This is a genomic window from Burkholderia sp. SRS-25 (assembly GCF_004343765.1).
In the GTDB taxonomy this organism is placed as follows: domain Bacteria; phylum Pseudomonadota; class Gammaproteobacteria; order Burkholderiales; family Burkholderiaceae; genus Burkholderia; species Burkholderia contaminans.
Genome location: NZ_PTXM01000032.1, coordinates 1 through 14,215 on the forward strand (window position 1 = coordinate 1; position 14,215 = coordinate 14,215).

General features: G+C 67.0%; 12 protein-coding genes. 11 read left to right on the plus strand and 1 reads right to left on the minus strand.

Features of this window, described 5'->3' with window-relative positions:
• Positions 1-72: 72 nt before the first annotated feature.
• The 11 genes from C5O79_RS34120 (at position 73) to C5O79_RS34170 (ending at position 12,692) form a co-directional block, all read left to right on the plus strand.
• Entirely contained in the window at positions 73-2,457 is a 2,385-nt protein-coding gene (locus C5O79_RS34120; RefSeq protein WP_124493882.1) for a DNA polymerase II, read from the plus strand.
• A gap of 511 nt (positions 2,458-2,968) precedes the next feature.
• Entirely contained in the window at positions 2,969-5,035 is a 2,067-nt protein-coding gene (locus C5O79_RS34125; RefSeq protein ID WP_122474653.1) for an FUSC family protein, read from the plus strand.
• The gene (locus C5O79_RS34130; RefSeq protein WP_047852008.1) at positions 5,032-5,256 is read left to right on the plus strand and encodes a DUF1656 domain-containing protein; all 225 of its coding nucleotides are present in this window, start codon (positions 5,032-5,034) and stop codon (positions 5,254-5,256) included. The genes C5O79_RS34125 and C5O79_RS34130 overlap by 4 nt, the downstream gene beginning before the upstream one ends.
• Positions 5,257-5,258: 2 nt before the next feature.
• A complete protein-coding gene (locus C5O79_RS34135; protein WP_122474652.1) occupies positions 5,259-6,158 on the plus strand; it encodes an efflux RND transporter periplasmic adaptor subunit in 900 nt (299 codons plus the stop codon).
• On the plus strand, positions 6,152-7,564 hold the full coding sequence (locus tag C5O79_RS34140; RefSeq protein WP_131932146.1) for an efflux transporter outer membrane subunit: 1,413 nt from the start codon (positions 6,152-6,154) through the stop codon (positions 7,562-7,564). The genes C5O79_RS34135 and C5O79_RS34140 overlap by 7 nt, the downstream gene beginning before the upstream one ends.
• A 113-nt stretch (positions 7,565-7,677) precedes the next feature.
• Complete coding sequence (gene cynR / locus C5O79_RS34145; protein WP_236862353.1) at positions 7,678-8,625, plus strand: transcriptional regulator CynR; 948 nt, start codon at positions 7,678-7,680, stop codon at positions 8,623-8,625.
• A 463-nt stretch (positions 8,626-9,088) separates the two neighbouring features.
• A complete protein-coding gene (locus tag C5O79_RS34150) occupies positions 9,089-9,361 on the plus strand; it encodes a hypothetical protein (RefSeq protein WP_122477257.1) in 273 nt (90 codons plus the stop codon).
• A gap of 80 nt (positions 9,362-9,441) precedes the next feature.
• Entirely contained in the window at positions 9,442-10,404 is a 963-nt protein-coding gene (locus C5O79_RS34155) for a LysR family transcriptional regulator (RefSeq protein WP_163009001.1), read from the plus strand.
• Between the two features lie 152 nt (positions 10,405-10,556).
• On the plus strand, positions 10,557-10,880 hold the full coding sequence (locus C5O79_RS34160; RefSeq protein WP_122474650.1) for a DUF4148 domain-containing protein: 324 nt from the start codon (positions 10,557-10,559) through the stop codon (positions 10,878-10,880).
• Between the two features lie 109 nt (positions 10,881-10,989).
• Complete coding sequence (locus C5O79_RS34165) at positions 10,990-12,093, plus strand: J domain-containing protein (RefSeq protein ID WP_122474649.1); 1,104 nt, start codon at positions 10,990-10,992, stop codon at positions 12,091-12,093.
• A gap of 275 nt (positions 12,094-12,368) precedes the next feature.
• Entirely contained in the window at positions 12,369-12,692 is a 324-nt protein-coding gene (locus tag C5O79_RS34170; protein WP_046548914.1) for a DUF4148 domain-containing protein, read from the plus strand.
• A 99-nt stretch (positions 12,693-12,791) separates the two neighbouring features.
• On the opposite strand, the gene C5O79_RS34175 is transcribed toward C5O79_RS34170, so the two are convergent.
• A complete protein-coding gene (locus C5O79_RS34175) occupies positions 12,792-14,168 on the minus strand; it encodes a pectin acetylesterase-family hydrolase (RefSeq protein ID WP_122477251.1) in 1,377 nt (458 codons plus the stop codon).
• Positions 14,169-14,215 lie beyond the last annotated feature (47 nt).

Genomic DNA, 14,215 nt, shown 5'->3' on the forward strand with positions numbered 1-14,215 from the left:
CCCCCATTCCGGCCGCTCCCCCCGCCCAAGCGCTAAAATCCGCCGCCTGGGCATCCACGACGAGCAAGCGTTTTGACGGCGTTCGAGCAGGGCTTCATCCTTACCCGCCACTGGCGGGACACCGCATCCGGCATCGAGATCGAGTTCTGGCTGGCAACCGAACACGGCCCGCGCCGCGTGCGGTTGCGCCCGCAGGAAGCCGTCGCGTTCATCCCGGCCGAGCAGCAGGCGCTTGCCGAACGCGCACTGGCCGGCGAGCGCGAAGCCGAGTTGCGCCCGCTCGCGCTGCGCGACTTCCGGCAGCGCCCGGTCGTCGGCCTCTATTGCAAGCGCTATCGCCATCTGTCCGGGCTGCAGAAGCGCCTGGCGGCCGCCGGCGTCGACGTCTATGAAGCCGACGTGCAGCCGCCCGACCGCTATGCGATGGAGCGCTTCATCACGGCGTGCGTGCAGTTTCGCGGGCAGCCCGATCGCGACGGCGCGCTGACCGGCGCCGAGCTGAAAACCGCCACCGGCTATCGGCCGGCGCTGCGCTGCGTGTCGCTCGACATCGAAACCAGCGTGCACGGCGAGCTGTATTCGATCGCGCTCGAAGGCTGCGGGCAACGGCAGGTCTACATGCTCGGTCCGCCGAACGGAGAAGACAGCGACGCAGCAAACGCGATCGACTTCCGCCTCGACTACTGCGACAGCCGGCCCGCGATGCTCGCGCGGCTCAACGAATGGTTCGACGAACACGATCCCGATGCGGTGATCGGCTGGAACCTCGTGCAGTTCGACCTGCGCATCCTGCATGCCCATTCGGAACAATACGGCATCCCGCTGAAGCTCGGGCGCGGCGGCAGCGTGCTCGACTGGCGCGCGCACGGCCAGCAGCCCGACCACTTCTTCGCGGGTGCAGCCGGCCGGCTGATCCTCGACGGCATCGACATGCTGAAATCCGCGACGTGGACGTTCCCGTCGTTCAGCCTCGAATACGTGTCGCAGGCGCTGCTCGGCGAAGGCAAGTCGATCGACAACCCGTACCAGCGGATGGACGAGATCCAGCGCCGCTTCGATCACGACAAGCCGGCGCTCGCGCGCTACAACCTGAAGGACTGCGAGCTGGTCACGCGCATCTTCGACAAGGCCGACCTGCTGTCCTTCGCGCTCGAACGCGCGAGCGTGACGGGCCTCGCGGCCGATCGCACCGGCGGGTCGGTCGCGGCCTTCACGCACCTGTACCTGCCGCGCATGCACCGGCTCGGCTATGTCGCGCCGAATCTCGGCGACGTGACCGGGCAGAACAGCCCCGGCGGCTTCGTGATGGATTCGCGCCCCGGGCTGTACGACTCCGTGCTCGTGTTCGACTACAAGAGCCTCTATCCGTCGATCATCCGCACGTTCCTGATCGATCCGGTCGGGCTGATCGAAGGGCTCGCGAATCCCGGCGACGACGCATCGGTGCCCGGCTTTCTCGGCGCACGTTTCTCGCGTACCGCCCACTGCCTGCCCGATGTCGTGCGCCGCGTATGGGAAGGCCGCGACGTTGCAAAGCGGCAGCGCAATGCGCCGCTGTCGCAAGCGCTGAAGATCATCATGAATTCTTTCTACGGCGTGCTCGGCTCGACGGGCTGCCGTTTCTTCGACCCGCGCCTCGCGTCGTCGATCACGATGCGCGGCCACGAGATCATGCACCGCACGCGTGAGCTGATCGAAGCGCAGGGTTACGAAGTGATCTACGGCGATACCGATTCGACGTTCGTGTGGCTCGGCCGCGCGCACGATGACGACGAAGCCGGCGCCAAGGGCCGCGCACTCGTCGAGCACGTGAACCGCTGGTGGCAAACGCACCTGCGCGAAACCTTCGGGCTCGAGAGCGCATTGGAGCTGCAATACGAGCGGCACTACCGCCGCTTCCTGATGCCGACCGTGCGCGGCGCGGAAGAAGGCAGCAAGAAGCGCTATGCGGGCCTCGCGGCAGCGGCCGATGGCGGCGAGGACCTCGTCTTCAAAGGACTCGAAACGGTGCGCACCGACTGGACACCGCTCGCGCAGCAGTTCCAGCGCGAGTTGTACCGGCGCGTGTTCAGCCGCGAGCCGTACCAGGATTTCATCCGCGACACCGTGCGACGCACGCTGGCCGGCGAATTCGACGACCAGCTCGTCTACCGCAAGCGCGTGCGCCGGCCGCTGCGCGAGTACGAGCGCAACGTGCCGCCGCACGTGCGCGCGGCACGGATCGCCGACGAGTTCAACCAGGCGCAGGGCCGGCCGCTGCAGTATCAGCGCGGCGGCTGGATCAGCTACGTGATGACGACGGCCGGCCCCGAGCCGCTCGAAACCATGCGCTCGCCGATCGACTATGCGTTCTACCTGAGCCGCCAGCTCCAGCCCGTCGCCGATGCGATCCTGCCGTTCCTGCGCGACGATTTCGAGCGCGTGATCTCCGGGCAGGGGCAGTTGTTCGGCGACTGACGCAACGCCATCCGGCCTGCCCGGTTGCGCGTACAACCGATTCCCGCCACGTCGCGCATCGCGCGCCCGCGATGGGTCTGCCGATTCGTCCGCACCGACATCGATCGGCATTCTTGCACGCCGGCATGCCGCACGATAAGTAAAACCGATTGCGCCGGTCGGAAATCCGACTTGGACGCCGCGCGCGCCGCAGCGCACAATTCCGGGCATCGCAATCGAATGAAACCCTGATCCTTCATACCCGAGTTACCGTGGCATCCGCCGTCCTCCGGCGCATGGCCATGTGCTTGAATAATAAGGAAAAGGCGCGCAATCGTGCTTGACATGCCTGCCAGAACACCCCGTTTCGCGTGGACGCCTTTTTCCATGCAACCCGCCGCCCTCCCGCATGCCCCTTGCCGCAACCCGGCGCTGCTCGACATGACGTGCGGCGCACCGCCTCCCGCGCGCTAGCGCAATCGCTACCGCTCTCCTCTCGCCAGTCCCGCCAGTCTCGCCAAAGGAACCCGACGTGTCGCAAGCCACTGTCGCGCCGCTTCGGCCGCGCGACCCGTTCTCCATCGATCCAAGAAAGCTCCTGTTCTCGATCAGCACGTTTATCGCGGCCGCACTGGTGCTGCTGATCTCGTTCACGGTCAGCTTCCCGCGCCCGTGGTGGGCGCTGCTGACCGTCTACGTGACCGCGCAGCCGATGGCGGGCGCGTTCCGCCCGAAAACGATCTACCGGCTCGCGGGCATCGCGGCGGGCGCGCTGGTGACGGTGATGGTCGCACCCAATCTGCAGAATTCGCCGGTGCTGCTCGTGCTGTGCCTCGCGCTGTGGATCGGCTTCTGCATCTATCTCGCGGTACTCGACCGCACGCCGCGCGCGTTCCTGTTCCAGATGGCCGCGTTCAGCTCGGCCGTGATCTGCTTTCCATATCTCGACGATCCGACCAACATCTTCATCACCGCTGTGTCGCGCGTCGAGGAAATGACGGTAGCGATCCTGTGCGTGACGATCACGCACATGCTGCTGAAGCCCGCGAACAACCGGCCGGTGATCCACGAACGCGCGCTGTCGTTCCTCGGCGATGCATGCCGCTGGACCGCCGAAGCGTTCGGCACGCACCACACGCGGCTCGAGCACGAGCATCGCCGCAAGCTCGCGGCCGACGTCACCGAACTCGGGATGATCGCGACGGCGCTGCCGTTCGACCAGCGCTTCGCGCTTGCCACGCGCGATACGGTCACGGCATTGCAGCATCGCCTCGCGACGTTGCTGTCGATCGCATCGGCCGCCGCGAACCGGCTCGACCAGTTGCGCTCGCTGAACGCGGTCGATGCGCAAACCGCCGCGCTGGTCGATGCCGTGATCGACGACCTGCACGCGTCGCAGGAAGCGGGGGAAGCACTCGACGCGGGCCTCGCCGCGCGTTGCCGAGCGCTGGCGGCCGAGCGCCTGGCCGATCCGAACTGGACATCGCTGCTCGCCGCGAACCTGCTGGACCGCACGGCCGACTTCATCGACACGCTGCACGCGGCGCGCGGGCTCGTGCGCACCTTCGCGGAAAGCGATGCCGAGCTCGAGCGTCACCTGCCGCCCGCCGATGCCACGCACCGCTTCAAGCTCGCGCGCGATCACGGCCTCGCGCTGCTCGCCGGCGCCGCGACGACCACCGCGATCGTGATCTATTGCGCGGTGTGGATCCTGCTCGCCTGGCCGAACGGCTCGGCGACCGCCGCGTTCGCTGCGCTCGTCACCTGCTCGTTCGCGGCACAGGACGATCCCGCACCGGTGATCGGCCGCTATCTCGTCTCGACGCTCGTCACCTTTCCGCTCGCGGCGCTGTACCTGTTCGTGATCCTGCCGCGTGTCGACGGCGCCGGGATGCTGATCCTGACGCTTGCACCGGCCTTCATCTGGATGGGCTACATCCAGGCCGATCCGGCGCGCACCGCGCGCGCCCTCCCGATGTTTTCCTGCTTCATCGTCGCCATGGGCTTTCTCGACCGCTTCCAGGCCGATTTCGCGCTGTTCCTCAATACGGGGCTCGCGCAGGTCGGCGGCATCGTCACGACGCTCGTCGTGACCAAACTGTTCCGCTCGGCCAGCACACGCTGGACCGCCTACCGGATCGTGCGCCGAAACTGGGCCGATCTCGCGCAGATGGCCGACCCGCGCCGGCCGCTCGACGCGCCATCATGGACCGCACGCGCGGTCGACCGGCTCGGGCAGGTCGCCGCGCGGATGGCGTTCGCGAATTCGGGCGATGCGCTGCACGCGGTCGACGGGTTGAGCGACCTGCGCATCGGCCGCAACATCATCCAGGTGCGCGAAGGACTCGACAGAAGCGATGCGCCCACGCGTGTCGCGATCGAGGCCGCGCTCGAGGAAGTGTCGGCGCTGTATCGCGCCCGCGCCGACACGCATCATCCGGTTCCCGCCACCGCCTCGCTGATGCGCACGCTGAACCGCGCGATCGGCGCAGCCGCGCGCAATACGACCGGCCGCGACGACGCCACGCTGCTCGCGCTCGTCGGCATGCGCTGCAACCTGTTCCCGCACGTGCAACTCGTCGAAGGAGCGACGCGATGATCGAAGAGATCCACATTTTCGGCATCTACCTGCCGTCCGCGCTGGCATGGGCCGTCGTCGCGCTGATCGTCACGTTCCTGTTGCACGGCGTGCTGCTTCGCCTGCCGCTGCGCGTGCTGCTCTGGCAACCGGCATTGCTTGAACTGGCCGCCTTCTTCCTGCTCTGGTGGGGCATCGCCCGCCTCGCCGACGCGTATTTCCCGTATCGCCTCCTTTCCTGAACATGAAGCGAATCCTTCCCCTGTTGCGCACCGTGCTGACGGTCGCGATCATCCTCGGCATCCTCGGCGCGATCTACGGGCTGTGGGTCCGCTACCAGATCGAACCGCTCACGCGCGACGGCAAGGTGCGCTCGGACGTGGTGCCGATCGCCCCGGACGTCAGCGGGCTCGTCACCGACGTGCGCGTACACGACAACCAGAAAGTGACGAAGGGCCAGGTTCTGCTCGTGATCGACCCGTCGCGCTACCGGATCGCACTCGAACAGGCCAACGCGAACGTCGCGAGCGAGCAGGCCGAACTCGACGAGGCGATTCGCGAGGACCGCCGCAATCGAGCGATGCCGGACGTGGTCGCCGAGGAATCGATCCAGCAGGGCACGACGCGCGTCGAAAAGCTGCGCGCCGCACTTGCGCAGGCCCGCTCCGCACGCAACCTCGCCGCGCTGAACCTCGAACGCACGCTCGTCCGCGCGCCGATCGACGGCACGGTGACCAACGTCGGGCTGCTGCCCGGCGCGTACCTGGGCGCAGGCAAGGGCGCGATGGCACTGGTGAACGACACGTCGCTGCGTGTCGAAGGCTACTTCGAGGAAACCAAGCTGCCGGCGATTCATGTCGGCGATCCGGCCAGCATCTATCTGATGGGCGTCGCGACCGAAATCCGCGGCCACGTGCAGAGCATCGCCGGCGGCGTCGAGGACCGCGAGCGCGCGGGCGGCGACGCCCAGCTCGCGAACGTGAACCCGGCGTTTACGTGGGTGCGGCTCGCGCAGCGCATCCCGGTGCGTATCGCGATCGATTCGGTGCCGCCCGGCGTACGGCTCGTACCGGGGCAGACCGCGTCGGTCGAGATTCATGCGCGGGCCGGCGACATCACGGTGCGCCGGAGCCTGCCATGGTAAGCCTGCGCAAGACCGCCATCGCCGCTCTGTGCGTTGCGCTCGCCGCGTGCGCGGAGGTCGGCCCCGACTATCGCGTGCCGTCGAACGCGCTCCTGAACGCACCGGCCGCCAATCGCGCGTTCGTTGCGGGTGCATCGGTCGCATCGAGCGACCCGCTGCCCGACCGCTGGTGGCGCCTCTACAACGACCCGACGCTCGACGGCCTCGTCGAAAAGGCGCTGGCCGGCAACGTCGACCTGCGCGCCGCGCAGGCGAACCTCGAACGCAGCAATGCACTGCTCGCGGCAACGCGCACCGCGCGCGAGCCGAGCGTCGGCGTCGACGCGTCAACCCACTACACGCAGCAATCGGCGGCGTCGGTGCTGTCACATGTCGAGCCGCCGCGACACGAGATCTACAACATCGGACTCGAGATGAGCTACGACCTCGACCTGTTCGGCGGGATCCGGCGCGGGATCGAAGCGGCGTCGGCCGACCACGACGCCGTCGCCGCCGCGCGCGATCTCGTGCGCGTGAACGTCGGCGCCGAAGTCACGCGCGCGTACTCGGACCTGTGCAACGCCGGCCACCGGATCGACGTACTGCAGCGTTCGATCGACGTCCAGCAGCGCCGCCTCGCGCTCACCCGCCAGCTGATCTCGAACGGGCGCGCACCGACGTTCGAGCAGCAGCGCGACCAGGGCGGCATCGAGAACAGCCGCGCGCAACTCGCGCCGCTGCGGGCGCGCCGGCTGAACGCGGCATTCCGGCTCGCGACGCTGACAGGCCAGCCGCCGGAAAACTACGATCGCGCGCTGCTGTCGTGCAACAAGCCGCTCGAACTGTCGACGCCGATTCCGTCCGGCGACGGGCGCGCGCTGCTGAAGCGCCGGCCCGACGTCCGTGCGGCCGAGCGCCGGCTCGCCGCGTCGACCGCGCGCATCGGCGTCGAAACGGCCGCGCTGTATCCGGACATCAGGCTCGGTGCAAGCATCGGTTCGACCGGCGGCGCGGCTGCGTTCTTCACGCCGCTGACGAACCGCTTCGCGATCGGCCCGATGGTCACGTGGAATCTTCATCGCAGCACGATTCGCGACCGCATCGACGCCGCGCGGGCCGACAGCCGCGCGAGCCTCGCGCATTTCGATGCGACCGTACTCACCGCGCTGCGCGAAACCGAGACGTCGCTCAACACCTACGCGGCCGCGCTCGACCGGCTGCAGCGCCTCGAGGCGTCGCGCGACGCGGCGCGCGACGTGATGGCGCGAACCGAGGAACTGCGGCGCGGCGGGCGGATCGGCGGACTCGCGGCGCTCGACGCCGAGCGCACCTGGCTCGCGGCCGAAACGGCCGTTGCGGCGGCCCGGCAGGACGTGAACGACGACCAGATCACCACGTTCCTCGCACTCGGAGGCGGCTGGCAATGACGAACCCTGACATCGTCGCCGAATACCCGGCACCATCGCGATCCGCAGCCCGCCTTGCGGCGCATAATGGCGAAATGCCGGACCTACGCGACCCGCGACCCATTCCGCGAAAAATGAAGTTCACCCAACGCAGCCCGCTGCTTCGCAACATCAGCTATCTGCTCGCGATCGACGAGCACCGCAATTTCACACGCGCGGCCGAGGCGCTCAGCGTGTCGCAATCGGCGTTGTCGCAGAAGGTGCGCCAGCTTGAAGACGAGCTCGGCGCACAACTGTTCGACCGCAGCGGCCGCATGGTTCAGCTCACCGATTTCGGCAGCGTCTACCTCGAATACGTGCGCCGCGCGCACAACGACCTGCTCACCGCGCAACGCGCGCTGAACGACGTGCACGACCTGTCGCGCGGCAAGCTGCGGATCGCCTTCACGCCGACGTTCACCGAGTATCTCGTCGCGCCCGTCATCGAGCTGTTCCACGAGCGCCATCCGGGCATCGTGATCGAGATGACCGAAATGTCGCTCGACGCGGTAGAAGCGGCGCTCGGCGACGACCAGGTCGATCTGGCGTTCGGGTTCGTCGATGTTCGCAACGACGAAATCGAGGCAGAAGCGCTGTTTCCCGAACGCCTGATGCTCGTGGTCGGCCGTTCGCATCCGCTGACCGCACAACGCGAGCCCGTTACGCCCGTACAGCTCGCCGAAACGCCACTCGCGCTGCTGACGACGAGCTTCGTGTCGCGGTTCTATGTCGACAGCTATTTCCAGACCTACGGCATGCAACCCGATGTCGCGCTGCAGGCGAATTCGATCAGCGCGGTGCTGAAGATCGTGAGTCGCGGGAAGATCGCGACGATCCTCCCCGGTACCATCGAGTTCGAGCATCGCGACTTGCAGTACGTGCCGCTCGATCCGCCCTTCCCGGTGCGGACCGTCGCGCTGTTGCGCCGCAAGGGCGCATACCGCACCGTCGCGTCGACTGCCTTCGCCGGCCTGGTTCACGAGATGCTCGAGCACGGCAGCCTGGCGTCGCTTCGCACGATCACGACGCTCGACCGCGCATGACTTCGCAGGGTACGTCGTCCGCCTGACGGCGCACCGGCACACGCTCCGAACAAGCCTCCGGCACCCGCTCCCGCATGACGAGCGCGATGCCCGCCTTCGCACGCGTCGAGCATTTCCAATTTTGCTTCGCAATCCATATCGAATGGATTCCGGCACGGAAGAATCATCGCTTTGCCTTATCGACAGGATCGGAAATTCGCCTTGGACGCGATCAGGGATTTCCTTCATCCTTTCACCATCGATTGCAGGTGAGTCGGTCGCGCCGAATCCCGGCGCCGAGGCCGCGGCGCTCTCGTCGCAGGCACCTTCCGCATGACGTCGGTCAAGACGACCAGACGCGACAGAAGGTCCGACGCATACCCTGGCCATCGACAGGACGACTCGACTGCTCCGGCATGCCATGTCGATCCGGAAAACAAAGCATATCTATTTATTATTGGAATCCTAAATGTCAAAGCCTGTCCTGACCCGTCTCGCCGTTGCATTGATCGCTTTCTCGGGCGTGGCCGCCAGTGCCTGCGCGCAGCAGCAACCGGCGCCCCATGCATCGCAACCGGCTGCCCAGGCGTACACCGCGCAAGTCGCCACACGCCCGAGCGACGACAAGGGCACGCAGCCCCTCGCCGCAACCCGGGCCGTCGTTCCGCTGCGTGTCGCGCCGGCAAGCACTCCGGCCGCACCGGACGCCGACTGCGTCGGCCCGGTGAGCTTCTGCAACGTCTACTTCGGCAGCTGAACCCGCAAGCGTCATCCGGCCCGCTGAGCAAGCAACCGGCAGGCCACGCCACTCCCTTCAACGCCTCCCCGGAAACCGACGTGAATCATCTGTTCAGTGCGATGCGGGTCTTTCTCAAGGTTGCAGACACGCACCATTTCTCTCATGCAGCCCACCAGTTGAACCTTTCGCCGTCGCTGGTGACGCGCTATGTCGGCGATCTCGAATCGCACCTCGGCGTCAAGCTGCTGCAACGCTCGACACGCAAGACCGTGCTCACCGAGATCGGGGTCCGCTACGCGGAAGGGTGCCGTGCGCTGCTGATGGACCTCGCTGAAATCGAATCGCGCGCCACGCAGGCATCGAGCCGGATCGCAGGCGATCTGAACGTCGTCGTGCTGCACAGCGTGATGTCGCCGGAACTCGCCGGCCTGTTCGCCGACTATCAGTCGCGCCATCCCGACGTGCGGCTGCACATCACGCTGACCGAATCGGAAGTCGACCTGGTCGGTGGCGGATTCGACGCCGGCATCGTCGCCGACACGATGATCACGTCGGTTGCCGTCGTGTCGCGCACGCTTGTCCATGCGCCGCTCGTTGCCGTCGCGTCGCCCGCCTATCTGCTGGATGGCGCGACGCCGTGCCGGCCGGCCGATCTGGCCGCGCACCGGATCGTCGGCCTTGCGCGTGCACACGCCTGCCGGTGGGCCGGCCCGAACGGCACGATCGACACCATCGCGCTCGACGCGCCGATCACGGTAAACAGCGCACTGATGCAGCGTCAGCTCGCGCTGGCCGGCAGCGGGGTCGCACTGCTTCCCGAGTACCTGGTCGCGAACGACCTGCGCATCGGCACGCTGACCCGCGTGCTGGACGACTACCGGATCGTGAACGACAGCGTCACGGTCTCGCTCGTGTACCCGGGCCGCGAATTCCTGCCCGGCAAGGTCCGCGCGTTCGTCGATCTGGCGACCGCGCGCTTCAGGCTGCCGTCGCTCGCCGCACCGCGGTCGTCCGGCGTCGTCCAGGCTGGAATGGCCATCGCGGCCATCGCCGATGCTTGATCGCATCGGTGCGCATCGCCCACGCTCGCGCATTCCCCAACACAGCGCGCCAGGAATCGCCGTGTATCCGGCCGTTCCGGGCGCCTGAACCTCCCCATCGGTCCGGCCTGCCGCAGTCGCGCCGAACCGCAACGAAACCGTATGAGGAAATCATGAAATCCGTCATCGTCACCATCGCCACCGTTGCCGCTACCGCCACCGTTCTTCTCGCCGCCCCGTCCGCGTCGTACGCGCAGTCGTCGCACTCGACGCTCACGCGCGCCCAGGTCCGCCAGGAACTGTTCGATCTCGAATCGGTCGGCTACGACCCCGCTGCCGGCGACGGCGGCAACTATCCGGACGACATCGTCGCCGCGCAGGAGCGCCTGGCCGCCAAGCGCCTCGCCGAACGCAAGAACACCGAAGCGGCCTACGGGTCGAGCGGCGCGCCGGGCACGTATTCGGGCGCACCGGCGGTGGCAGCGGTGAAGCGCTGACGCGCGGCCGGTCGCTGCGGGGGTGAACGCCCATCCGGGCGACCCCGCAGGACATCCGGCTAAAATACCGGCCTGCCGCGCGTCCTGCCGCGGCCGGAGGACATTCATCTTGACCGCACGTCGCGGAACAACGGTCGCCATCGCGCCCGGCCACGAGGCAGCCAGCCTGTCGAAAGCCCAGAAGGCGTTCAATACGCTCGTCCAGCAGATCGAGAAGCGGCGCGAGCGGCTCGGCGCGTGGGAAGCCGTGATGCCAGCCTTCCAGAAGAAATTCGTCGACGAGTTGTTGCCGCTCGAACAAACGTCGACCGCGCTGCGGATCCGGTTGCTCAATCAGCTCGACGATGCGTATCTGCAGAAGGGATTGAGCAAGGCCGAACAAAGCACGCTTTCCGGGATGATCGCCAACATGGCGGGCGACTTGCTCGACTTCAGCGACGACGCGCAGTTGAAGGCCATCCACGCGCGGCACAGCGTCACCGATCACGGCAGCCACGCAGCAGCCGAGCCGAAGCCGGAATCGCCGCCTGGCGTGGCAACGGAAGACGATCTCGACGCGCTGTCGCCTGAAGAACTCATGGCGCGCATGCAGGCCGAACTCGACGAACAGTTCGAGCGCGACATGGCCGAGCACGCGGCCCGCGAGGCACAGCGCGCCAAGCGCAAGAAAGCGCCCCGCCAATCGGCCGCGCTGGCGAAGCGCGAATCCGAGCAGGCCGAAGCGAGCCGGTCGATCCGCGAGGTCTATCGCAAGCTCGCGAGCGTGCTGCACCCCGATCGCGAAACAGATCCCGGCGAACAGGCACGCAAGACCGTGCTGATGCAGCGGGTCAATCACGCCTATGCGAACGGCAAGCTCCTGCAACTGCTGGAACTGCAACTGGAGATCGAACAGATCGACCGGCACGCGATCAACGGCCTCGGCGAAGATCGGCTCGCGCGCTACAACGGCATCCTGGAAGATCAGCTTCGCGAGCTGGATCAGGAGATCCAGGACGTCGAGGCCGGTTTCCGGCGGACTTACGGTATCGCGCCGTCGGTCAAGGTCGCGCCCGATACCGTCATGCGCATGCTCACGCGCGACATCGCGGGCACGCAGCGCAGCATCCACGACCTGAACCTGACGCTGCGCGAGTTCGACGATCCGGCCAACGTCAAGGACTGGCTGAAGGACCTCAAGCGCCAGCAAGCATTCCCGCGCTTCGACGATTAGTCGTGTCGGGCGGGCATGTGTCTGCCTGCCGGACGTCGCGTGCGCATCGGGCCCGATGGAACTGCTGCGCACCCCTCATCGATCGGCATGCCGCGCGGCCCATGCAAGTCAAAACCGGCCACCACGGGCGCCGCACGTCGCCCACTCTAACGAAATCAGGAACACAGCTGGCCTGGAACCGCCATATATCCGGCCGATCCGGGCTCCTAAACTTGCCTCGTCGGTTCAGCCAGCGGCAATCGCGCCGAACCGCAACGAAACCGTCTGAGGAAACCGTGAAATCCATCATCGTCACCATCGCCACCGTCGCCGCTACCGCTACCGCCCTCCTCGCCGCACCGGCCGTGTCGTACGCGCAGTCGTCGCACTCGACGCTCACGCGTGCGCAGGTACGCCAGGAATTGTTCGACCTCGAATCGGTCGGCTACGAGCCGATCGCCGGTGATGGCGACAACTATCCGGGCGACATCGTCGCCGCGCAGGAGCGCCTGGCCGCCAAGCGGCTGGCCGAGCGCAAGAGCGCCGAAGCAGCCTACGGATCGAACGGTGCGGCCGGCACGGATTCGGGCGCGCCGGCGGTTGCGGTGGTGAAGCCGTAACGCCGTAACGCCCTAACGCATCGACGCAGGCGAGCAGCCGCGACATCCGGCCGCCGCACTGCGCCGCGGTCGCCCGCTCGGGCGAACCGCCGCTTCACTTCACGCCCGGTGCCCCGAGATCGGCCCCGCTTCGCCGGTCAGGTTGAAGATGCTGTCGATCCACGCCAGAAACGTCGAAAACGTGAAATCCGACCACTGCTGCGTGCGGAACGCCTTCATCACCGGCGTATCGGCCGGGTCCTGCTGGTTCAGCAGGTTGTCGACGAAGGTGCCGATATCCGCGTCGATGCCGTTCTCGTGGATCCCCGACCCGGTGAAGCTGACCGCCGTCACCTGGTGGTTGTCGATGAAATCATTGCGCGCCCACGGCATGAAGTAGCCGAAGTTCGGCAGCGGATTCAGCGTCTGCCTCAGTCCGTCCAGCTCCTGGTCGAACATCGCGAGCGACAGCGTATCCTTCGTCGCGTCGTCGGGCGCCGCGATCACGGCCGGCACGAACGCGCGATAGTGATACGCGGCGATGATCTTGTCGCGCTGGTAGCTCGAGAAGCCGAAGCGGTCGTGCGGGAATGTCGCCGACAGCGCCGCATACGCGCTCCCCATGTTGCCCGGATCGAAATGGCTGGTCAGCCGGCTGTTCACGGTGATCATCCCGTCGGGGCCGGTCATCCCCCACTCGGTGCGCACGCGGTCGTACAGGCCGACCGACGGATGCGTGGCCGCGTCCGCATCGAACGGCGTGTTGAAGACCGTGCCGGCGTCGTCGAGCAGCGAACTATGCGCCTGCGGCTGCAGCGTGTTGCGCAGCGTCGCGTAATTCGCGAGCGTGCCGTAGCCGCCCGCGCTCATCCCGTACACGAGCAGCCGGTTCGGCTTGCCGAAGCCGTGCGACGTCAGCCACTGCGCGACGGCCTGGATGTTCTTCAGCCCGCTGTAGTGCTGCAATCGCCAGTCGCCGCTCGGCGATGTGTAGTTGCGCACCGCGCTGCCCATGTGGATATCTCCGGTGCAATAGGGCACGAAAACCTGTGTCCACTGCTGCGTCTCGACCTTCGGTTCGCCGACGAGAATATGCGCGAGATCCATCCGCGTGAGCAGCGGCGACAGGAACGACGACAACAGGCTCTGGTTCGCGGTGCCGTTCATGTAGTTGTGCGGAATGCCGTCCGGGTTGAAGCCGCCGAGGCCGGCCTCGGCGCCGGTCGACGTCTGCGTGCAGGTGCCGTAATCCCAGCACGCGCCGCCCGGCTCCATCATGTACAGCAGGTTGTCCGACTGCGCACGATTGATGTAGAAGCGCATCGGCGTGCCGTTGCCGCACGATGCACCGGTGCTTTCCGGCAACGTCACTTCGTACCACGAATAATAAGGAATCGACGGATCCGGCATCGTCGTATCGGCTGCATGGCCGTTCAGTGCCGCGCAACCGAGCAGCGTGGCAACGGCCGCGCGCAGCAGGCTTCGTGCTGTGGACATCTCCCCCTCCTTGTCGATGGACATGACGCGGCCGCCGGGCTCGATCC